General features: G+C 61.0%; 22 protein-coding genes. 7 read left to right on the plus strand and 15 right to left on the minus strand.

The genetic code is table 11. From position 1 onward, the window contains the following. Positions 1-208: 208 nt before the first annotated feature. On the minus strand, positions 209-1,372 hold the full coding sequence (locus tag ACTHUY_RS03030) for a class I SAM-dependent RNA methyltransferase (RefSeq protein ID WP_441674969.1): 1,164 nt from the start codon (positions 1,370-1,372) through the stop codon (positions 209-211). Continuing rightward, positions 1,369-3,177, minus strand: a complete 1,809-nt coding sequence (locus ACTHUY_RS03035; protein WP_126703198.1) for a hypothetical protein — start codon at positions 3,175-3,177, stop codon at positions 1,369-1,371. The genes ACTHUY_RS03030 and ACTHUY_RS03035 overlap by 4 nt, the downstream gene beginning before the upstream one ends. Before the next feature lie 49 nt (positions 3,178-3,226). On the opposite strand from ACTHUY_RS03035, the gene ACTHUY_RS03040 reads away from it, so the two are divergent. Then, positions 3,227-3,895: a potassium channel family protein gene (locus ACTHUY_RS03040; RefSeq protein WP_126703197.1), complete on the plus strand. Its 669-nt coding sequence runs from the start codon at positions 3,227-3,229 to the stop codon at positions 3,893-3,895. Next, positions 3,892-4,590, plus strand: coding sequence for a potassium channel family protein (locus ACTHUY_RS03045; RefSeq protein WP_126703196.1), 699 nt, complete (start codon positions 3,892-3,894; stop codon positions 4,588-4,590). The genes ACTHUY_RS03040 and ACTHUY_RS03045 overlap by 4 nt, the downstream gene beginning before the upstream one ends. 140 nt (positions 4,591-4,730) lie before the next feature. Here ACTHUY_RS03045 and ACTHUY_RS03050 read toward each other — a convergent pair whose 3' ends face one another. Genes ACTHUY_RS03050 through ACTHUY_RS03060 form a run of 3 tightly spaced genes read right to left on the minus strand, consistent with a single transcriptional unit; the run spans position 4,731 to position 6,501 of the window. Next, positions 4,731-5,564, minus strand: a complete 834-nt coding sequence (locus ACTHUY_RS03050; protein ID WP_441654206.1) for a DUF3159 domain-containing protein — start codon at positions 5,562-5,564, stop codon at positions 4,731-4,733. Continuing rightward, positions 5,561-5,812, minus strand: a complete 252-nt coding sequence (locus ACTHUY_RS03055; protein WP_441654205.1) for a hypothetical protein — start codon at positions 5,810-5,812, stop codon at positions 5,561-5,563. The genes ACTHUY_RS03050 and ACTHUY_RS03055 overlap by 4 nt, the downstream gene beginning before the upstream one ends. Next, positions 5,809-6,501, minus strand: a complete 693-nt coding sequence (locus ACTHUY_RS03060; protein WP_441654204.1) for a DUF3710 domain-containing protein — start codon at positions 6,499-6,501, stop codon at positions 5,809-5,811. The genes ACTHUY_RS03055 and ACTHUY_RS03060 overlap by 4 nt, the downstream gene beginning before the upstream one ends. A gap of 85 nt (positions 6,502-6,586) precedes the next feature. Here ACTHUY_RS03060 and ACTHUY_RS03065 point away from each other — a divergent pair, with 85 nt between their 5' ends. After that, a complete protein-coding gene (locus ACTHUY_RS03065; RefSeq protein ID WP_441674970.1) occupies positions 6,587-7,054 on the plus strand; it encodes a DUF3093 domain-containing protein in 468 nt (155 codons plus the stop codon). Here ACTHUY_RS03065 and ACTHUY_RS03070 read toward each other — a convergent pair. Further along, positions 7,029-7,328: a DUF4193 domain-containing protein gene (locus ACTHUY_RS03070; protein WP_441654202.1), complete on the minus strand. Its 300-nt coding sequence runs from the start codon at positions 7,326-7,328 to the stop codon at positions 7,029-7,031. The genes ACTHUY_RS03065 and ACTHUY_RS03070 overlap by 26 nt on opposite strands. Positions 7,329-7,525: 197 nt before the next feature. On the opposite strand from ACTHUY_RS03070, the gene sepH reads away from it, so the two are divergent. Beyond that, positions 7,526-8,707 carry a septation protein SepH gene (gene sepH / locus ACTHUY_RS03075; RefSeq protein WP_441674973.1) on the plus strand — a complete coding sequence of 394 codons (1,182 nt, stop codon included), beginning with the start codon at positions 7,526-7,528 and terminating at the stop codon, positions 8,705-8,707. A gap of 350 nt (positions 8,708-9,057) precedes the next feature. Here sepH and ACTHUY_RS03080 read toward each other — a convergent pair whose 3' ends face one another. Further along, positions 9,058-9,711 carry a thymidine kinase gene (locus ACTHUY_RS03080; RefSeq protein WP_126703190.1) on the minus strand — a complete coding sequence of 218 codons (654 nt, stop codon included), beginning with the start codon at positions 9,709-9,711 and terminating at the stop codon, positions 9,058-9,060. Beyond that, entirely contained in the window at positions 9,708-10,814 is a 1,107-nt protein-coding gene (locus ACTHUY_RS03085; protein WP_441674975.1) for an alkaline phosphatase family protein, read from the minus strand. Before ACTHUY_RS03085 ends, ACTHUY_RS03080 begins: the two co-directional genes overlap by 4 nt. An 84-nt stretch (positions 10,815-10,898) precedes the next feature. Here ACTHUY_RS03085 and ACTHUY_RS03090 point away from each other — a divergent pair, with 84 nt between their 5' ends. Next, the gene (locus ACTHUY_RS03090) at positions 10,899-13,307 is read left to right on the plus strand and encodes a DNA gyrase/topoisomerase IV subunit A (protein ID WP_441654199.1); all 2,409 of its coding nucleotides are present in this window, start codon (positions 10,899-10,901) and stop codon (positions 13,305-13,307) included. 157 nt (positions 13,308-13,464) lie between these two features. Here the strand turns inward: ACTHUY_RS03090 and ACTHUY_RS03095 are convergent, their stop codons facing one another. Beyond that, positions 13,465-14,586, minus strand: coding sequence for an alanine racemase (locus ACTHUY_RS03095; protein WP_441674978.1), 1,122 nt, complete (start codon positions 14,584-14,586; stop codon positions 13,465-13,467). After that, positions 14,586-14,990, minus strand: coding sequence for a GNAT family N-acetyltransferase (locus ACTHUY_RS03100; protein WP_441677639.1), 405 nt, complete (start codon positions 14,988-14,990; stop codon positions 14,586-14,588). Before ACTHUY_RS03100 ends, ACTHUY_RS03095 begins: the two co-directional genes overlap by 1 nt. A 91-nt stretch (positions 14,991-15,081) precedes the next feature. Here ACTHUY_RS03100 and ACTHUY_RS03105 point away from each other — a divergent pair, with 91 nt between their 5' ends. Further along, positions 15,082-15,699: an HAD family hydrolase gene (locus tag ACTHUY_RS03105; RefSeq protein WP_441674981.1), complete on the plus strand. Its 618-nt coding sequence runs from the start codon at positions 15,082-15,084 to the stop codon at positions 15,697-15,699. Between the two features lie 18 nt (positions 15,700-15,717). Here ACTHUY_RS03105 and ACTHUY_RS03110 read toward each other — a convergent pair whose 3' ends face one another. The 4 genes from ACTHUY_RS03110 to ACTHUY_RS03125 all read right to left on the minus strand — a co-directional run bounded on the left by ACTHUY_RS03110 (position 15,718) and on the right by ACTHUY_RS03125 (position 20,147). Further along, complete coding sequence (locus tag ACTHUY_RS03110; RefSeq protein ID WP_126703184.1) at positions 15,718-16,641, minus strand: GNAT family N-acetyltransferase; 924 nt, start codon at positions 16,639-16,641, stop codon at positions 15,718-15,720. Further along, positions 16,641-17,690 (minus strand): GNAT family N-acetyltransferase, encoded by a 1,050-nt coding sequence (locus ACTHUY_RS03115; RefSeq protein ID WP_441674982.1) that lies wholly within the window; start codon positions 17,688-17,690, stop codon positions 16,641-16,643. Before ACTHUY_RS03115 ends, ACTHUY_RS03110 begins: the two co-directional genes overlap by 1 nt. A 23-nt stretch (positions 17,691-17,713) precedes the next feature. Continuing rightward, the gene (locus ACTHUY_RS03120; RefSeq protein WP_441654194.1) at positions 17,714-19,807 is read right to left on the minus strand and encodes a DNA gyrase/topoisomerase IV subunit B; all 2,094 of its coding nucleotides are present in this window, start codon (positions 19,805-19,807) and stop codon (positions 17,714-17,716) included. Positions 19,808-19,961: 154 nt separating this feature from the next. After that, positions 19,962-20,147, minus strand: a complete 186-nt coding sequence (locus tag ACTHUY_RS03125; protein ID WP_441677641.1) for a DUF7455 domain-containing protein — start codon at positions 20,145-20,147, stop codon at positions 19,962-19,964. A 180-nt stretch (positions 20,148-20,327) separates the two neighbouring features. Here ACTHUY_RS03125 and ACTHUY_RS03130 point away from each other — a divergent pair, with 180 nt between their 5' ends. Then, a complete protein-coding gene (locus tag ACTHUY_RS03130) occupies positions 20,328-20,972 on the plus strand; it encodes a 3'-5' exonuclease (RefSeq protein ID WP_441674985.1) in 645 nt (214 codons plus the stop codon). Here ACTHUY_RS03130 and ACTHUY_RS03135 read toward each other — a convergent pair. Further along, positions 20,969-21,546: RNA polymerase sigma factor (locus tag ACTHUY_RS03135; RefSeq protein WP_441677643.1), on the minus strand; the 578-nt coding region annotated here is incomplete at its 5' end. The genes ACTHUY_RS03130 and ACTHUY_RS03135 overlap by 4 nt on opposite strands.

Consider the following 21,546-nt stretch of genomic DNA (forward strand, 5'->3'; position numbering starts at 1 on the left):
ACCAGACATCAGGAACCGCCTGCCTTTCAGCAACATTGAGCGCACTAATTCAGCTTCGGTGCCCGCCCCGGCTGGGACCGAAGCCCGTCCCAGGTTGGGGCCGATGCCGCGGTTCTACACAGTTCACGCGCACAGTTCACCTAGCCTCAGACCTGTCCGCTTGCCGGGGCCCGCTCATGAGCTTCTGTCTCATGAGTGGACTCCGCGGCTAGCTGAGAATCGTTACCGCCTCGATGTGCATGGTGTGCGGGAATAGGTCGTAGGAGGCAAGCGACTGGACGGTTCGACCTTCTTCGACCATCGCGGAGACGTCGCGTGCCAGGGCTGCGGGATCGCAAGACACAAGAGCAATGGCTTGAGCATCCGATGCTGCGAGTGCCTTGGCCCCTGGAATGCCGAGCCCGGACCGGGACGGATCGGCAATGACAACGTCGGCTCCCCTGGAGCCTTCGGCCAATACCTTGGCATTGATCGGGCTCTGCGTGATCTTCGCATCGGGCGCGTTGCGCTTGGCGTCCCTCACAGCGCCGGCATTGCCTTCCCACATGCGGACCGCACGCGCCTGCTTCGTAAGCGGCAGCGTAAAGAGGCCGGCTCCACCGTAGAACTCGGCAACGCGATCGCTCTTGCGCAGGCGGGCGCCCTTGATGACGGCGTCGAGCAGAGTGACGGGGGCCTTCTCGTGGGTTTGCCAGAAGCCTGTGGCGGTTACTTCCCACGTGTAACCGGCGGCCCTCTCCATCACGCGGGAGGAGGTCTTCTGCCCCGGGGCCCGGTAGACGTCCTTACCGACGGCTACGGCGGGGCCCTGCCCGCTCGGTGCAAGGATGCGGACGCTATCGCCGGGCTGCCAGGTCCCCGTCCAGGCTTCCTGGTCGGCAATAATGTCGTTGATTGCGGGAGCCGCAAGCGGCATGGAATCGATCGGGACCAGGGTGTTGGTGCCGTGCGCATACATGGCGAGCTTGCCGGACTCGTCCACCTCGAGGTCAAGCCGGGTTCTCGTGCCAAGGCCCGGGCCGACCTCGTTGACCTTGACGGTCAGGCCACCCTGCTTGAGGTGGTCTGCGAGGCCTCCCCCAAGGTGGTCGATCGCGTCGTTGAGGACCGCGGTCTTCCAATCGAGTTGCGCGGAGCGCTTGAGGTAGCCAAGCTCGGCGCCGCCGGCAACGTCCCAGATATGAGGGACACGATCGGCGGACGGCTCGTGCACGGCGGTTACCGTGCCGCGCCAGGGCTTTTGGGTGTCATCGATTTCTATTTCGACTTTCTCTCCGGGGGCTGCGCCCTCGACGAGAACGATGCGTCCGTCGATTCTTGCCAGGGTGTATCCCCCGTGAACCGGCTGGCCTGCCTCGATGTCAATTCTCACTGTTCTTCCACGTCTTCCAGCTGGTAGGGGACCTCGGCCACGATCACTCCGGGCTCGAGCTTAAGTTCTGACAATAGCGCCGGAGTCGAGTGCCGCACAAAGAACCGTTGCCAAGCGGCGGATGAGGACACGACTCTCGGGGCATAGATGATGACAATATCGCGCGGAGAGCCCGCGCGGAGCGAGCGAACATGCTCAATGACCGGTCGGCGTGCCGCGCCCCTGGGGGTGCCAAGAATCCTGAGCTCCACCGGCATCTCCGCCTCTGTCCAGTCCCGACTCAATGCCTCGGTCGTTGCCGGGTCAACGTCAACCACAAGACCGGTTAGCGTCGACGGACGGGTGGCGCGGGCGTAGGTGATGGCCTGCAGCGTGGGCCTGTCGAGTCGCTCAACGAGGACGATGGCGTGGACGCGTGTTGGGAGGGTCCTACCTTCGGTCAGGTCGCTGGCCGCAAGGGTTTTGCCGATCTTGCCCCGACCCCGGCGCTGTGCGAGTAGGACAACACTGGGAACCGCAAGAACGAGAACGGCAATGAGTGTGTGCCCCGGTTGCACAACGGCCGAGATGAGGATGATAACAAGCGCCATGACACCGAGGAGCAGGCCCCAGCGGATTGATGCCTTCGCGCCATTGCGTTCGGCGAGAACAGTCGAGTCCCGCCGAACTTTCCGACCCCGTGCCACCAGCGCCGCCATGGTCATCACGAAGCAGGCAAAAAGGATAAGGACGAGGCTCGTTGAAACGCCAAGAGAGGTCTCGGCAAAGTATGCGGCACCGGCACAGAGAACCGCGATGATGGAGACCACGAAGCGCCTCGGCGCCCTCGCATCCGCCGCCGCCATTTGCCTTGGCAGAATCCCGTCGGTAGCCAGGGAACGCAGGAGCAGATTCACTTGCGAGTATGCGGCAAGCCCGATAGCGAGCCCTCCCGCACAGAACGCAATTCCCGCAACGGCAGCCGCCACCCCGCCAAGGAACATCTCCGCCATCACCAGGATCGGTGAAAGCCGGGTCGTGGGTGACAGTGTGGCAATCTGGACGAGGTAGATCGTTGCCGTGATGAGAAGCAGCGTCGGAATAAGGACCTTGAGGAGGGCTCGGACCTCGATCCTTCTCGTGGTCGCCTCACCGAAGGATCGCTCCGTCATAAGCCCAATAAGCGCCGCCGGTAGGCAAGCGCCCAGGGCGGCCTCTCCGAGCGGCCACGACACCCCAGCATTCGTCGACGTCACCGCTATACCGCCCGCGGCGTGGCCTGCGCTATCGATCCCGTCAACGAGCTCGAGGAAGAGCCCGGCAACGAGAACAGCAACGATCGCAAGCGCTGCCGGGACCATGGCAAAAAACAGGGTTCGCGACCGGGGTTGCCAGCCAGCGAAGGACGGGACCGCGAGAACAAGAATGACAATCGACTGAATTACTGGAACCGACGCGGTTTCAAGGTTCAGCAGGTGAACGAACGAGGTCACCGCGAATCCGACGGCCAGCACAACAACGAGAACGTAGCCGACAAGCTTGGCGGCTGCGGCGACGACCGAGAGGTTGTCGGAGACGTAGCGAGCAACCAGCTGGTGGTCGGCGGTGCGCTGCACAACCTTTGTCAGCAGATGGTAGCCGGCACCTATACCGATGAGGACAACCAGTCCGATAGCGAGGGCGCCCCAGTACCGTTCCGACATGGTCGCGCCAAGCCCCGCACGCGTGATCGACAGCGGGGTCTGAATAAGAGCGAGGAAGGCGAGACCGATCGTGGTGACGATCCGGAGCCGCCGGAATTCACTCGGTGCGGATGCGACATTCATAATGGATTCAGGCTACGCCACGCGGCCCGGTGCGGTAGCGTAACATACCGTGCACTACGTCATTATGGGATGTGGTCGGGTGGGTGCCACGCTCGCAATTGAGCTGAGCGAACGCGGTCACTCCGTCTCCATCATTGATCAGGACTCCGAGGCCTTCTCCCGGCTCCCGGACGATTTCTCGGGCCAGCAGGTTACCGGGGTTGGCTTCGACCGCGAAGCTCTCGAAGAGGCTGGTATTGCGGAAGCTGAAGGCTTCGCCGCCGTCTCCTCGGGCGACAATTCGAACATCATCGCTGCCCGCGTGGTACGCGAGACATTCGGCGTATCCAACGTTGTTGCCCGCATCTACGATCCCGAACGAGCCGCCATCTACGAACGGTTCGGAGTGCCAACTGTTCCCACCGTGTCGTGGACAACCGATCAGGTCATGCGCAGGCTTATCCCCCTGCCCGCACAGGTTGAGCTCCGCAATTCCACGGCCGACCTATCCGTCTACCACGTCCAGGTCGGCGAGTCGTGGCTTGGTCGGTCCATCGGAGAGCTCGAAGACCTGCTACCGCTCAGGGTGGCTTTCCTCGTACGCGGCGGCGAGGGAGTTCTCCCCCGCTACGACACCGTTATCCAGCAGGGCGACGAAGTGAGAGTGGCCGCCTCCCCCACTCATATTCGCAGGATCGAAGCGGTCCTCGCGGACGGCCCGTCGGAGGTGACCGAATGAAAGTCATCATTGCCGGAGCCGGATCCGTCGGTCGTTCAATTGCTCGCGAGCTATCCTCCCAGACTCATGACATCACCCTGATTGATAAAGAACGCTCCGCAATGAGAGTGGCCTCCGTTCCTGACGTCGAGTGGCTCCTCGCCGATGCCTGCGATCCGAAGGCGCTCTCGGAAGCCGGGATCGACGAATGCGATGTCATTGTCGCGGCTACCGGAGACGACAAGTCGAATCTTGTGGTCTCCATGCTCTCCAAGCTTGTTTACGGGGTTCCGCGGGTCATTGCTCGCGTCAACAACCCCCGTAACGAGTGGTTGTTCGACGAGAACTGGGGCGTCGACGTACCGGTGTCAACGCCCCGCATCATGACGTCGCTCGTTGAGGAAGCCGTCTCCGAAGGCAACCTGGTGAAGATGGCGAACTTCCACCGGTCGGGGGCTTCTCTTTTCCAGACTAACCTGCCGGACAGCGCACCCGTGGTAGGCCTATCAATCGGTGAAGTAGTCCTCCCGCCGGGAGCCGTTCTCACCACGGTTGTGCGCGACGGTCAGCCGCTCCCAGCCGAACGAGACCTCACCCTGGAAGCCGGCGACCAGGTCCTCATCCTGCTATCCGAAGAGGCCGAGCTCGACCTCGACCTCATCGGTGAACTCATGGGCTCCGGCGGCCCCGACGACGAAGACATCGACGACGAGTAAAGCCCCACCCCGTAGCAACAAGCTCAAGCAATTAAGAACGGCATTGACCCCACGGGACAGAAGACCTGTGGGGTCAATGCGCTGCGTATGGTGTCAATCGTTGGCAGAGCCATGCAGACGACGGTGAAACTTAGCGGTCTCTACGAATTCGGTGCGGAGGATGAATCCGGGTGGTTCGCCGGGTCGCGCGGGGCCTCTTCGACTCGCTCCGAGGCACGATCACCGCGCTCGACGTGCCGAGTATCTGACCCCGCCTCGCGGTGCTCGCCTTCTGCCCGGCCTGCCGTGGGTGCCAGGACCTCGGAAGGTTCGCGACAGAGCATCCAGGTAAGCCAGGCGACGATGGCGAAGAGGAAGGGGCCCATGACGATACGGGCGATGCCGAGGGCACCGACCTGATCGTCAGCAAGGTAAAGCGGTAGCTGCACGGCGAGGCGGAGCCCGAAGAGTCCGACCCAGAGCCAGGTGGCCGTATAGTAGCGGCGCTTCCGGGAGGCCTGTTCGGGGTCCGTGCGCCACGACTGATCCTCGCCACGCAGCAGTGCCACGGCAACGCCGATGAGTGGCCAGGTGGCAATGAGGGAAATGAGAAAGACGGCAAGGTAGGCGCCGTTGGTCCACAGTCCCATCGCAAAATAGTTCTCGGCCTCTCCGGAACGCCACGCCCAAATACCCGAGATGGCAACACCGAAGGCACCGCCAAGAGCGGGCGTGATGTCGATGCGCTGGATCAGGCGGATCGCGAGGCAGATAACGACGACGGCAATGGCCGTGCCAACGGCGGGAACAATTTCACTGGTGACCAGGAAAACGATGACAAAGAGAACGGAAGGCAGGACGGCCTCCGCGAGGCCGCGGACACCGCCGACGGCCTGCCATACCGAGAAGTCCTCGGCAACGACGGAAGCTATGCCCGTCTTTTTGGCCGGCGTTTCATCCGGGACGGTGTTGTCCGGGTTATCTCGCTCGCTCATGAGGCATCCGCTTTCAGCCAGTAGATGGGGTTGTAGATAACGGGGTGGTCACCCGCGACGATCTTGCCACGCGCAGTCATGTGCCGGCCGACCCGGAAGCCCGGGAGGGACCGGTGGCCGACGAAGACGAGGTCGACGGTCAGTTCGTCATTGGCGAGCCGCACTTTGAAGGTGGGATGGAAACCCACTGCCGGGAGTGTCAGCGCCTGGATCCTGCCCGTGATCTCGACCTCACCGGCGATCCTCACGCAAGCTCCGGAAGCTCCGGCCCGCGCGGCTTCTTCACTGGAACCTTGCCGAGCTTCTCTTCGACACGCTGCTGAGCTGCCTCCGGCATATCCAAAGCCAGAAGATCCCGGACGGGATGAGCCTCGGAGCCGCGATCGACCACGACCTTGCGCAGGTAGTCGTAGATGGCTTCGCGAGTCTCGGTGTTCATGACGGCTTGGCCTTCCACCGCAGCGCGGAGGAACCAGCGGGGGCCGTCGACGCCAATGTAGCGGACGTGTCGGACTTCGTTGACGTCCTTCTTTGGAATGGTGGCCTCCACCTCGGGACCAAACGGGCCCTCGCGGAAGTTCGCGCTGCCGCCATCCTTGGTAATGGAGTCAACCATTTCGTCGCGCACGTCGGGCCACAGGCCAGCGGTCTTCGGTGCCGCATAAACGTTGAGGGTCAGCGAGGAGCCGAGCATTTGAACAAGTGCTCCCATGGCTGCACGGGTTCTCTTGTTGATCGTGAACTGGACGCGGACGCCCTGTTGCTTCGGGAGGTAAAGCACGCCGAAATTGTGCATTCCCTCAACGGAGGGTGCCTCCGCAATGTCGAAGGGGCCGTCGGTTGCTGGAGTTTCTACCGCCGACTCCGCCGATTCCTGAGCCGAGTCCGCCACTGCGGGCTCAGCGCTCTGCCTCTTCTTACGAGAGAAAAGTCCCAATGGTCGCGCCTTTCAGTCTTGAACGGTACTACCCTACCAATCAGATAGGTTTGTTGGTGATGCCCGGAGGTGGGATCCTGGAAAGGTGACGTACTTTTCAGAGAAGCTAACCCCGAAGGCTTCCGTTCTTATTTCCGCTGCCGTTATTGCCGGGATGCTCGGCCTTCTTGGGCTCCCGTTTTCGCTGACCGCCACCTACATTGCGATCGTGGCACTCGCCATCATTGTCCCGTTTGTCCTGTGGGCCATGTCCCCCAAGGTCCGGATCGTCCAGGCGGGCAATGGACCGACCGGGATTGCGTTGCAGTGCGGCCGGGCACACATTGACCTCGCCCATCTGGGCGAGGCCTATGTACTAGATGAGGATGGGATGCACGAACGGCTCGGAGTCGAATCCTCCGGCCGGGACTTTGTCTGCTACTCCCCCTGGGTTAAAACCGGGGTCGTGATCGACAACATTGACGACGCAGATCCCATTGAATCCTGGGTGATCTGCTCCCGCCGTCCCGACCGGCTTGTCGAATCTCTTAAGACGCACACTCCGAGCAGATAAGCATTCCGTCCTTCTCGTAAGCCAGCTGGCTACGGTGGTGGACGAGGAAGCACTCTGAGCACGTGAACTCATCGGCCTGTGCCGGGAGAACCGAGACGGACAGCTCAACGTTCGACAGGTCAGCGCCCGGAAGCTCATAGGAATCCGCGGCCTCGGCCTCGTCAACATCAACCGAACCGGACTGCGAGCCCGAGCGGCTGGTCTTCAGCTGCTGGAGGGAATCCTCCTCCATGTCTTCGTCGCGCTTGCGAGGTTCATCGTAATCTGTCGCCATTATCTACGCTTCCAAACCCTAGGTACGCTACCTACTTGGTAGCGGGGACATTATTGCCCCATTGGTGCGAATTATGCAAGTCCCGAAATGGCGGAGTCAAGACAGCCCGCTAGAATGGTGAACACTCCGTGAAGATTGCCCGCTTTTTATGTCCTGAGCTGGCACTCTAGGAGGAGATGTCATCTAGGAGGCCACATATGCTCGAGCTCGAGTTCCTCGGGATTCAGCCCGACGGAAACACCATGACGCTGAACGACTCGGACGGGAACAGGTACTCGTTGCCCATTACCGACGAGCTTCGCGGAGCCCTGCGCCGCGACCGCGTCCCGAGCCCGACGGAGGAGCCAAAGCCCATGTCCCCCAGGGATATCCAGGCCCACTTCCGGGCGGGCCGGTCCCTCGAAGAGCTGTCCGAACTAACAAACATGCCGATCTCCCAGCTCTCCCCCTACGAGTATCCGATTCTCGCCGAACGCGAATACGCGGCGAACCAGGCCCGCGCCTATCGGATCGGTCACGAGATCGGCTCCCTCACCGTCGAGGAACTCGTCACATCTCGCCTCAAGTCTCGCGATGTGAACCCCGAAGCGATCGAATGGGACGCCAAACGCGAAGTTGGAAAGAACTGGGAGCTGACCGCCACGTACACCGTTGCGGGCCGCGAAACAAGGTCCGTGTGGACCATCAACCAGTCGACAAGCTCCCTGACGGCTCTCAACGACGAAGCCCGCTGGCTCTCTGAAACCGAGATCCCCGTCAAGGATTCCCCGTGGCGCCCCCTGGCACCCTCCCCCGCTTCCTCACCTTCCCGCGTGGAAGACGAGGACGTTGTCCTGCAGAGCGCAGAGACCTCACCCGAGGCGAAGGACGACCCCGGAGAGTCCATCGTTTCCATGCTTGACACGCTGTCCGCCCGCCGCGGAACAAAGCAACCGATTGTCATGGAAGATGACGAGTTCCCACCCGCCGCTCATCCCCCGGCTTCCCGCCCTGAGGAAGCGACGGACGCAACCATACTTTCCCTGCCACCGCGCCCGAGCAGAGCCTCTCGCTCCGCCTCCGCCGCTGAGCCGACGCAGGACTCTATGCCGTCGGCAGCCACCGCGCCCGGAGCCGAGGCCGACTCAGAAGTTACGGACAAGCAGGCGGAAGACACCGCGAACGAAACGACCGACGAAGCACAGTCTTCCCAGTCCGCGGCGGAAGCCGAGGCAACGACGGAGACTGCGAAGGAAGAGAACAAGGCAGAGGGCAAGTCCGACGAAGGCGACACTCTATTCTCGGAGTCCACACCGCCCAAGCCCAAGAAGAAGCGCGGCGGCAACCGTCCCGCCATGCCGTCCTGGGATGAGATCGTCTTCGGACACCCCAAGAAGTAGCGCGCCACTCACTCGATCATGTCCCCCTGTGCCTGTCACCGATAGAAACAGGGGGCATTCTCATTCCCGCGGCCAGCAATCACTCACCTTTGCGGACGAGTGGGCACGTTCTGCTGCTTATCCGGGACCGTCATGGGTTAGCGAGAGCACTTAGTCATTCGCGCGCACCATGTGGACGCGTTCAATTAGTGCGTTACCTAGAGAGACGGGCGTTAGCTGGGTATCTCAAAAGTAATGCCGTCGCATGCCAACGAATACCTCAGCCGTTAGGCCTTGAGATCTCCCGCTTTCGATCTCCCCCGCCCGCGCATGATGTGAGCTATCGAGACCGCCTTTCAGGAGTGCCGGGGCTATTCGCCCGGCCCACCGAGCGGCAACGCATCTTCCGTCAGCGCCGTGGCACGAACAGAGGCCGCTGTCATCGCACGGAGGTGGTGCTTTCGGCACAGCACCTCGTAACCAACATTGTCTTTTGAGCCGGTGTCGCCGACGACGATCTGTTCACCCTCGGTCACCATGAGGCCGTTAACGGTTCGAGCATTGTGTGTGGCTCGTGCGCCGCACCAGCACAGGGCTTCAACCTGAAGTCTTTCGACCCTGTCCGCCAGTTCCATCATGCGTGCCGAGCCCGGGAACAGGGCCGTACGGAAATCGGTGGTGATACCGAAACCGAAGACGTCGATATCGATTTCGTCAACGATTCTGGCAAGCTGCTCGACCTGGTCGATCGAATAGAACTGGACCTCGTCGCACACGAGAAAATCGACGCGGTCCCCCGCCATGCGACGATCCGTGATGAGCTTCCAAATGTTGGTGCCGGGACCGACCTCGATCGCTGGGACGTCGAGCCCGAGGCGGGAGGAGAGTCTGCCTTCGCCCGCACGGTCATTGCGGGAGAAGATAAGCCCCTGCAGGCCACGAGCATTACGGTTGTAGGCCAGTTGCAGGGCAAGGGTCGATTTGCCGCAGTCCATCGTTCCCGAGAAGAAGACGAGCTCGCTCAAGAAGTAACCTCCACTAGGCACGGAACATTCATTTCCTCATCGGTTAGCGACCCGTGCAGGCCGATAATGCTGAGGGCTCCCGCGCTCATAAACCGGGAATCTCCGATGCCAAGTCTGCCATGAGAGAAGGCAACGACGTCTCCAATGGCGGAGCGGGTCTGGTCACTTACTCGGCCGAGCAGGCCCGAAGCGATCCACTCTTCCTTCGTGTACACGAGGGCTCGATCACCCAAATATTCTCGCCACCGGCCCGCCACCGCATCCGCTTGTTTCGTGTACACCTGGGTGGCACGTTCCTCACCGGCAACAAGGTCAACGCCCTCGGCAAGTGCCGGGACCGCGGCAATATCGATTCGTTCTTCCACGTCAATCATGCCGTGATCGGCGGTCACAATAATGAGAGTGTCCGCCGGGGCCTGCCGGGACAGTCTGGCCAGCCCTCCGTCAAGCAGTTCGAGCTCTGCGATCCACTGATCGGACTGCCAGCCCTTACCGTGCCCGGTATGGTCAAGCTCGCCCCAGTACAGGTACACCAGATTCGTGGTTGTAAGAGCCGCCAGAGCTCCATCAACGCGGTCGTCGAGGGTTTCACCAACGACGGGGCGTCCGCCCCGCCACGCGGCGTTTGTCAGCCCTGAGCCGACGAACTTGGCGGGTTGGACAACCGCCAGTTCCATGCCCGCTTCCACGAGGCTCTCGGCAATCGTTGGGCGGGTCTGCCAGTCCTCGGCCCTCAAGTCCGTGTTCCAGGAGATGAGGTTGAAGGGCTCGCCCGTGCGGGGGTCTCTTAGCGAATAGCCGGCCATGGCGGTCTGCCCCGGGAAGAGGCCGGTGCCGAGCCCGGTAATGGCAGCTGCGGTTGTCGATGGAGAGACCGTGCGGATGGGATCGGGGCTATTCGCAAGTCGCCGACGCAGGTAGGGCGCGTGCCCCGTTCTTGCAGTCAGGTTTGCGTGCCCGAGGCCATCGACAAGAACAACGATCACTCGTTTTGCATCTGGTAGGCCCAGCCGGGCCTTGGAGGCTGCCGTATCGAGGCCGGGCAGGTTCTGCGCAAGGACGCCGACCGCACCGGCCAGCACATCAGTCACGCGGGGAGTCATGAGAGCAAGCTTAGCGGGTGAAAGTCTCCACGAAGTGAGCGTCGCCTCGCCGGAAGCGGTCCCGCGTCATGGAACAATAGTCGAATGGCAAGAAGCAAGAACACGGGAATACCCACCGATATTGTCGAGAACATCGTCGATATCGACGTGTCGGAAGAAATGAAAGGCTCCTTCCTGGAGTACGCCTACTCGGTGATCTACTCCAGGGCCCTGCCCGACGCAAGGGACGGTTTCAAGCCCGTCCAGAGGCGCATCCTCTTCCAGATGGACCGCATGGGTCTGCGACCCGACCGCGGCCACGTCAAGTCATCCCGCGTCGTTGGCGACGTCATGGGTAAGCTTCACCCGCACGGCGATGCCGCCATCTACGACACGATGGTCCGCATGGCGCAGCCGTTCACGCAGCGCCTGCCACTCATCGACGGCCACGGCAACTTTGGATCACTCGATGACGGCCCGGCAGCCTCCCGATACACGGAGGCGCGCCTCACCGAAGCGGCTCTTGCCATGACCGCAGACCTCGACGAAGACACCGTCGACATGGTCCCCAACTACGACAACTCATACCTGCAGCCGGAGGTACTACCGGCAGCTATCCCGAACCTGCTCGTGAACGGCGCCACCGGCATTGCCGTCGGCATGGCGACAAACATGCCTCCCCACAACCTCGGTGAGGTCATCTCGGGTGCCAAGCACCTTCTCAAGAATCCCGATGCCACACTCGACGACATCATGCGGTTCATTCCCGGGCCGGACCTGCCGGAAGGCGGCAAGATCGTTGGCCTCACCGGAATTCGGGACGCCTACGAGACGGGTCGCGGCAGTTTCAAGACACGCGCCACAACAAGGATCGAGAACGTCACAGCCCGCAAGAAGGGCATTGTTGTCACCGAATTACCCTACCAGGTTGGTGCCGAGAAAGTCATCGAGCGGATCAAGACTGCCGTCCAGTCGAAAAAGATCGAAGGCATCACCGCCGTTCAAAACCTCACCGACCGTCATCACGGCCTCAGGCTCGTCATCGAGCTGAAGAACACGGTTAATCCCGACGCGATCCTCGCGAAGCTGTTCAAGCTGACGCCAATGGAGGACTCGTTCGGGATCAACAACGTTGCCCTGGTAGAGGGAACGCCTCAGACACTGGGTCTCCTTCCGCTCCTGCGAGTATTTGTCAATCACCGCATCAATGTCACAAAACGCCGCACCGGCTTCCGACTTGGCAAGGCAAAGGACCGCCTGCACCTCGTCGAGGGCCTCCTCATTGCGATCCTCGACATCGACGAAGTCATTGCCGTTATCCGGTCGTCGGACGACACTGCGGCAGCCCGTGAGCGGCTCATGGCTGTCTTTGACCTGTCCGAACTCCAGGCCGACTACATTCTTGAACTCAGGCTCCGCAGGCTCACGAAGTTCTCTCGCATCGAGCTGGAAACAGAGCGTGACGAACTTCAGAAGTCCATTGCGGATCTCGAGGAGATCCTGGCGTCCGAGGCTCGTCTTCATGAGCTCATTTCGGATGAGCTAACCGAAGTTTCCCGCAAGTTTGCCACCCCGCGCCGCACGATTCTGCTCGAGTCCGACGGAAGCGAACAGGTCGCTATTCAGGACGTCGAGGTGAGCGACGAACCCTGCCACGTTGCCCTGTCGGTCACCGGCCTTATTGCACGCGCGGCAGAAATCCCCGACTCCCCCGACAGGCAGTCGCACGACGCAATCGTGTCCTCCGTAGCGGCGACCACCCGCGGCCAAATCGGCATTGTCGACACCACGGGCGAAGTCCACCGCCTCGACGTGGTGGACACGCCCGCTTTGCCGCTCGGTAGCCGCTCTCTTGCGGGAGGCGTTCCCATACGTGAACTCATGCCACCCGGCACCGAGCCCGTTGGGCTTATCTCGCTCGCGGAAGATGCGGAGCCGATCGCTCTCGCTACGTCTCTTGGCAAGATCAAGAGGGTAACCCCCACGCATCCGAAGTCGGACACCTGGTCGATCATCACGCTGTCCGAGGGCGACTCCGTGATTGGTGTCTCCCATGCCGCAGATAGCGCCCAGCTTGTCCTCGTCACTTCGGATGCGTACCTGTTGCGCTTCGATTCTTCCGCTGTCCGCCCGCAGGGCAGGACCGGACAGGGTGTTGCCGGCATCAAGCTTGCCCAGGATGCCGTTGTACGCGCCCTCGGTGTCGTCCCGGGAGATCTCCTAGCCGAGGCACGTGTCGTCACGGTAACGGGCTCCTTCGATGCCATTCCGGGAACAGAGACGGGTTCGATCAAGGTCTCACCGCTCGACCGCTACCCGGCCAAGGGACGCGGCACGCTCGGCGTCCGTACCCACCGGTTCCTGCGTGGCGAAGACATGCTGTCACTCGCCTGGGTCGGACTCGACCCGCGTGCCGTCGGCACCGGCGGACAGCCCATTGAGCTTCCCGAGGTCAACGAGAAGCGCGACGCCTCCGGAACCCCGCTGACGACCATCATCGGCGGAATCGGCTAAGCCTGCGATCCGTCACAGCACCTTGCAGTGTTGCTGCTTGGCAATAACTGTTCCGAGTAGCTAATGAGGGGGCGTGCCCAGGATTTTCCTGGGCACGCCCCCTCATTGTTACTGCGGTGAAATTGCCTCGTGGCGATTCTTCGCTGGCAATAGCGAACTAACTGGCGACAGCGATCTCCATGTCGCATGCAGCAATGCCGGCACCTGCTGCTTCCGTGTCGACAACTTCCTTACCGATGTAGTTGGAGCTCATCACGTGCAGGGCACCCATGTATTCCAGTCGGAACGTGATGGTGTCCCCTACCGCGATATCCCTCGGGTTCTCCCCCAGGTCAAGAACAAGCATGTCCGATGCCGCATCGATGATCTTGATCCCCGGGAGTGAGGGAACAATGAAGTCCGGGTTGACGTCGAGGTAGCCAATGTCGACGATCGCTCGGTGCGCGATCCTATCGTCGGTTTCCTCGGCTACGTTACCGAACGGATTAGTTCCCATCGGACCGGACGGTGCCATGGACTTTTCTCGCAGCTCGATAACGTCGGCGTGTAGCTCAAGGACGTCATCATGCCAGCCGTCAAATGTCTTCTCCTCAACAAGATTCTGACCAAAGTAGAGGGCCTCACCGATCCGGAAGTGATTGATTCCGTCGGGCAGGTCGCCGCTTTCCAGAAGCGGAAGCGTCACGGTTGTTCCCGCGCTAATGAGGTCGAGTGTTTCCCCGGTTTCCTTCTCCAGGAGATCCCGGAGCGTCACCAGCTCATCAAGGGCCTCTTCGCTGGGCAGGACGCCGCTCAGACAGTTCAGATTCGTGCCGATCCCCGAAACTCTAATGTGTTGGAATTGCAGGGCTTGTCGATAGAAACCAAGGAGGTCTTCGGGGAGAACTCCCTCCCTTAGATCCCCCATCTCAACCATGATGACGACCTCGTGAGTGGTGCCTTGGCGGCGGGCCTCCCCATTGAGTTCTTCCAGAGTCGACATTTCGGAATGGAAGGAAACATCGGCCCAGGCCACAACGTCAGAAATCGCGGAGTGAGCAGCGGGCTTGATGTAGACCGTGCGAACCTCGGGATGCTGTTCCTTAATTGCCCGGAGATTGGCGATCCTCGAGTCATGAACCTCGGCGATTCCAAGGTCCAGGACTTCTCCGATAAAGGACATGTCACCGCAGAAGAGCTTCGAGACAGCTCCCCAGGAAACGTCCTTCCTCTCAAGCAGATCTTCCAGGTTTTTGTAGTTGGTGCGGAGCTTTGAGCGCGACAATGTCACGCGTGCCATCAGGCGCTCCTCATCTCAAGGTACTTCACGTCAAATCCGCTTCTCTCGTACAGCGATTTGGCAGGATTGTTCTCTTCCACGTGCAGGGCGATCCCGCCTGTTGTCTCGGCCTTCACGGCATTCATCAGGGCGGATCCAACGCCCCTACGGCGAGCATTTGGTGAGACAGCCAGGTAGACGAGAATATTGGCGGGAATGTAGCCGGACATCCCGGTCTCATTCGTCATGCCAACACCAAGCAGTTCGTCATCGTCCACGGCAGTGACTAATAGCCCGCCCCGGTGAGCGGCGTAATCGAAACAAGCCATGACATCATCGAGGGGATCTCCGTACTCCTCGAGGTGATTGTAGAGGAAGCGTGCGTATCTCTCGGTCTCTTCCTTCGTTAATGGGTGGGCGGACAAGTTTTGGGACTGTATGTCCATTTATAACCTCCAGCGCAGAAGCTTACCGAGAACCAAGCGAGAGACCACGATATTCTGGAATAGTGTAAGAATGACTTCGATTATCTGGGACATGGGCGGCACACTCTTCGACACATACCCGCAGATAGACGCGGCGTTCACCAACCTTGTCAAGAGCAAAGGCAAAAACATCGCGCTAAGCGAAACCGCGGCTCTGACGCGTGTCACACGCGGCCACGCCATCAACGTCCTGTCAAAAAAGTTCAGTATCCCCAAGGAAGAATTCGAGTCAGTTTACGAGGACGTGAAGGCCAGCTGGGAGGTGTCTCCCGCACCGCTCATGGATGGCGCTCGGGAGCTGTTCAAGATTTGTCAGGACTCAGGCGGCCGCAATCTCATAGCCACGCACCGCGACCGTGAATCGGCCCAGCAGCTCCTGTCATCGACGGGGCTCCGGTTCGATGACCTCATCTGCCCCGGCGACGGTTTTCCCCGCAAGCCCGATCCCACAATGATGCTTGAAATCATGAACAGGAACGGAGTGGAAGCGGCATCCTGCATTGCCGTAGGAGACCGTCCCATCGACGTGGAAGCGGCTCAGGCAGCGGGCACCACGGGCTTTCTGCTCGTGAGCGACCCCGTGGACTCAAAGCGCGATGGCGTTGTCACCATCACCCATCTGACTGACCTGATCCCGTACCTGGGATAGTCATCGTCGGCGGAGCGGTCAGCTAACTTCCCCGCCCGGGTAAACGGGCTTCGTGTACAGGGTCGTATTCCGCACCGGCTCGTAGCCAAAGTGGGTAAAGAGGTCGAGCATCGGAGACTCCCCCTCCATATCCACGCTGATGTCGAGCCCCGCGTATTCCATACCCGATTCCTGGTAGATATCTGCCGCCGCATTAAGAAGAACGGTAGCAAGATGCAGGCCCCGATAGTCGGGAAGCACGACGAGTTCTTCCGTGTAGCCCTCCGACCATCCAAAGGCGGACCAGTCCTGCTGGTACTTGTGCGACAGGATGTAGGCCGCGAGCTTCGCGCGATCGGACTTGGCGTCGACAACAATGAACGACCATTCGGGCACAAAGAACTGGGACTCCAGTGCGTCGCTGAGCTCGACAAGTTGCTCACGGTACGTCCTGCCGATCTCCGTGTCCATGACATCCGCCCAGGTGTGCAACTGGTAGAAGCCGGGTAGCTCAACCTCGGAGCGAGGCTCGGCCAGGTCCCTGCGGAGCTGAACGTAGCCGCCGCTTGGCTCAAACTCGGCACGCTGAAGCAGATCAATGAGGCTGTCTCGACCCTCGTCGACATGGATTTCCATGATCGCGTTCGGGTTACCGCGTGCAAGCTTCTTCGCGGATGTATCAAAGAACTGGATGACTTGACGTCCGAGACCATACCCGCGGAAGTCTGGATGCGTTCCGCCGGAGCACCGAAGCGGCCCACCGTCACGCGGGACCCGAACGACCCCGTAACCGGCTAGCACGCCATCCACGACAAGACCGAGCGACTCCATCTCCATTGAGGAGTCAAAGTAGTCTTCCAGCTCGGACGGGAGCGTACGAAACGGAGCACGGTCATGCTGCTCAATGGCGGCAACCATGCTGATGAGCTCGGGCAGACGCTCCCGCGTTAACTCAATCCGCATCACATCTCGATCGCGTAGACAATATCGGTCGAGCGGGGGAAAAAGTCCCAGCGGGTCACCCAGCTCTTCGAAGTCTCGTTAAGCTTCGTGTCAATCGAAATCCCAGTTTGTGGTATCGACTGCTCATTGCATTGGCGCAGATGCTCCGACATGAGAGCATCCGCTATTCCGCGGTTACGCCACCCCCGCTCAATCGCAAGGTACTCGATCCATGACTCGTGGCCGTAGTCGCCGTTCTCCACGCGTGCCAGCAGGAAGCCAACAACGATCCGATCACTGTCGGTGACAGCGACGTACGACAGTGCAGGATCGATCTCATCGGCGCGGCGAGCGAAGTCCTCCGCCGGCATCAGCCGCCCGCCCAGGCTCAGCGACTGCGAACGGTTGAACACTGTTCGAACTTCCTCGTTGAGCGACGGATCGAACGGGATGAGAGAAACACCCGCGGCTTCCAGCTTCGCCGCAACGATCGGACTTGGTCCCTCAGAGCCATCCACGGTTCGCACCAGGTATTCGATGGTGCGGTGCGGGCTGAAGCCCGCCGCCGCAAGGAGGCGGCGGCGCTCTGTCAGGTGCGAAACAACGCGGGATTCGATGGACACGGGCAGGTCCCGCCCGTCCTCAGAGATGAGCTGGCGGGCGCGTCCGTCCTGCCAGTCAATGAGTGCGCGGCCGATTCCCCGGCCCCGCCAGGTGGGGTCAACGAACGCTTCAATGGTGCAAACATGCTCGGAATCGGCTCCGGCCATCAGTCCCACAACGCCAACTGCCCGGAGCTCGCCCTGCGAGTCACGACCACCCAGAACCTCGTACCGGTGGGCGGTAGGGGCGAGCCCAAGGATCGGGGCTATTACCTCGAGCCGGCGGAGTGTCGAGGGCCGGTCCACGGGCCTGCATCGCTCGTCAAGAGCGGTGACATCGCCGACGTCTTCTGCTCCGAGCATCCCCCATGACAGGCCCAGGTGGGCGCCCGGGAAATTCATGACGTCGGGTACGCGAAGCCTCTGATCGAGTGAGCCAGCACGCGCAGTCACGCGGTTCGATTCCATGTTCGCCACCTTACCAGTGCTCCCTAAATATCAATCCTTGCCCGGTCAACATCGTCCGAGCCTTCAATAATGAATTCCTTGCGCGGGGCTACCTCGTTGCCCATGAGGAGGTCGAAGACTTCTTCGGCCGCCTTCACCGACTCTTCGTCGGCCATGGACACGCGACGGAGGGTACGGTGCGTGGGATCCATCGTTGTCTCTGCCAGCTGGTCCGCGTCCATCTCGCCAAGACCCTTGTAGCGCTGAATGGGTTCCTTGTAGGAACGACCCTGCTTCTCCAACTTTCTAAGAAGCGCATTGAGCTCGGCTTCCGAGTACGTGTAGATGACCTCGTTCTTTGCCTTCCCTCTGCCAAACACGTCGACGCGGTGAAGGGGCGGAACCGCAGCGTAGACACGGCCAGCTTCCACCAGTGGCCTCATGTACCGGAAGAACAGGGTCAACAGCAGGGTGCGGATATGGGCACCGTCAACGTCGGCGTCGGTCATGAGAATGACCTTCCCGTAGCGCGCCACGTCCAGGTCGAAGGTGCGTCCCGATCCTGCGCCAATCACCTGGATAATCGAAGAGACTTCTACGTTCTTGAGGATATCGGCCGGAGATGCTTTTTGAACGTTGAGGATCTTTCCTCGGATCGGCAGGAGCGCCTGGAACTCGGAGTTGCGAGCCAGCTTTGCCGTGCCAAGAGCCGAGTCTCCCTCCACGATAAACAGTTCGGTGTTCTCGACTGCTTCGGACCGGCAGTCGGACAGCTTTGCCGGCATCGTTGACGTTTCGAGCGCGTTCTTGCGGCGCGAGATCTCCTTGTGAAGACGCGCCGCAACCCTCGCTCGCATCTCCGCCACGATCTTCTCAAGCAGGCGATTTGTCTCATCGCGCTGCGAGCGCTTGGAGGACCCGAGGATCTCCATGAGGCCGTCGCCGATGACGCGGTTAACGATGGAACGGACGGGGCCCGTTCCGAGGATTTCCTTCGTCTGTCCTTCGAACTGCGGCTCCGGTAGCGAGACGGTAACGACGGCGGTCAGGCCCGCCATGATGTCTTCCTTCTCGATCTTGGGATCCTTGGCCGTGATCTTGAGCCTGCGCGTGTTGTTGTCGATGAGCTTGCGAAGAGCGCGCGTGACGCCCGCTTCGAAACCCTGGACGTGAGTGCCACCCACCGGGGTAGCGATGATGTTGACGAACGACTTCATCGTCGTCTCGTAGCCCTGCCCCCACGCGAGAGCCACGTCGACGCGACAGGTTCTCTCCATTTCCTTCGGAACGAGGTGACCGGACTTCTTGTCGAGGGTCTGCACGGTCTCCGTGAACGTCCCGCTGCCCTCGATGTGGAGCGTATGGGTAATCGCCGCATCGGGCGCAATGTCATCGACGAAGTCAACGACACCACCGTCGTAACGGTAGTTCTCTTCAACGGCTTCCTCACCCCGTTCATCGCGAATCACGAGTGTGAGACCGGGAACGAGGAACGCGGTCTGCTTGGCCCTGCCGAGGATCTGATCGAGGTCCATCTTCGTGCCCTCGGGGAAGATCTGCGGATCGGGCCAGAAGCGCACCCGGGTGCCGGTTTTCTTCTTCGCCACCTTGCCCTTGATTTCGAGAGCCGAGTCCTTCGTGAACGGTGTGAACGGGTTCTCCGGGGTGGGCTTGCGCCCATCCTTGTACTGGCCGGGCTCGCCCCGGCGGAATGTCATCCGGTGGGTTTTTCCATCGCGATCGACCTCAACGTCGAGCCGGTGGGACAGTGCGTTAACGACGGACGCACCGACGCCGTGCAGGCCGCCGGAGGCCGCGTAGGAGCCGCCACCGAACTTACCGCCCGCGTGCAGCTTCGTGTACACGACCTCGACGCCGGAGAGTCCCACGCCGGGGACCTCGTCGACGGGAATTCCTCGGCCATTATCTTCCACGACGACAGAACCGTCGGGCAACAGAGTGACGCCGATGCGGTCGGCGTGGCCTTCCAGCGATTCGTCTACGGCATTGTCAATGATTTCCCACAGGCAGTGCATGAGACCACGGGAATCCGTGGATCCAATGTACATGCCGGGTCGTTTACGGACCGCCTCGAGGCCTTCGAGGACGGACAGGTGTCGGGCGGTATATTCAGGCACCGTTCGATATTAGGATAAATCCCGCCAAAACCGCGGTATTCCCTCGCCGATGTGAGAAAGTGCGGACCCATCGTTGATGGGTCCGCACCATGGTCGTGGGGATCGGGCGCGTCTGCACCCGATCTACTAGCTGGACGCGCGGGCGTCCTCGTCGCTAGTTTGTGCTCTCCTCGGTCAGTTTCGACCTTTCGTCGATGACGTTCTTCGCTGTGGGAGCGATCTTCTCGAGGTGCTGGTTCGCGTGGTGTCCGCAGAACAGCAGCGAGCCCGATTCAAGTTCGACGCGCACGTAGGCGCGCGCGCCACAGGCGTCGCAACGGTCGATGGCCGTCAACTTCATGGGTTCTACTACTGATGTACTCACATTTACATACAACCACAGTTCACCCGGATTTCTTCCAGATGTTCGTGTGAGTTCGCTTGCGGCCCAAATCTTGAACTATTCCAGTACAGCTTTGGGACCTACCTCTCATCTTCGGCAATACTTGGGCCGCCACCAGAAATGGGAGAGAATCGGCAGGTGGAGTATGCCGTCGTCGATGTGGAGACAACCGGGCTCGATCCGACAAGGGACCGAGTCATCGATATTGGTATCCTCCTGGTCGACTCCACCGGTTTGGTGCAGGGTGACTGGTCGAGCCTCGTCAATCCGCAGCGTCCCGTGGACGCCACCTTTATTCACGGACTCACGGACGAGGATGTGGAGCCCGCCCCTGCATTCAGTTTGCTGCTTCCCCGCGTTGTTGAGCTCCTTCGGGGGCGCGCAGTCGTTGCGCACAACGCGTCGTTCGATATCGGGTTCCTCAACGCCGAGTTTGCTCGCGCACGATATCCCGTGACGATTCCCCGGGCAGCGGGGGTATGCACGATGGATCAGTCGCGAATCTATCTCCCGCCGGGCCGGCATAACCTTGCCGCCTGTCTGGAACGTGCGGGAATTACGCTGCCCGTGAAGCATCGGAGCATTGCCGATGCCCAGTGTTCCGCTGCTCTTCTTGCCCATTATCTAGAAACCGAGCTGAGCGGCGTACGGTACGCAGACACCGCCCAAGACCGGCACGGCAACCTTGTTCTACCCCGGGAATGGGAACGCGCCGCAGAAGCGGCGCGTTCCATCCAGTGGCTCGACATTGCCGACCTCGGGCCGGCAACCCTTAATTCCTAGTCAAGGTAGTCGCGGAGCACCTGCGACCGGGACGGGTGACGGAGCTTCGACATGGTTTTCGACTCGATCTGTCGGATACGTTCCCGGGTCACGCCGTACTTCTTGCCGATCTCGTCCAGCGTCTTGGGCTGACCGTCATTGATGCCGAACCGCATCGTAATAACGCCTGCCTCACGCTCGGAAAGCGTGTCAAGGACCTGGTGGATCTGCTCCTGGAGCAGGATGTGGGCAACGCGGTCGGTCGGGACAACCGCCTCGGAGTCCTCAATGAGGTCACCGAACTCGGAGTCACCATCCTCGCCGAGCGGCGTGTGGAGGGAGATCGGCTCACGACCGTACTTTTGGACCTCGATGACCTTTTCCTCGGTCATGTCGAGTTCCTTTGCCAGCTCCTCCGTCGTGGGCTCGCGGCCCAGATCCTGAAGCATCTGGCGCTGAACACGGGCGAGCTTGTTGATGACCTCGACCATGTGGACCGGGATACGGATCGTACGGGCCTGGTCCGCCATGGCACGCGTAATTGCCTGACGGATCCACCAGGTTGCGTACGTCGAGAACTTGAAGCCCTTCGTGT

The sequence above is a fragment of the Flaviflexus sp. genome, from assembly GCF_052087705.1.
Lineage (GTDB): Bacteria > Actinomycetota > Actinomycetes > Actinomycetales > Actinomycetaceae > Flaviflexus > Flaviflexus ciconiae.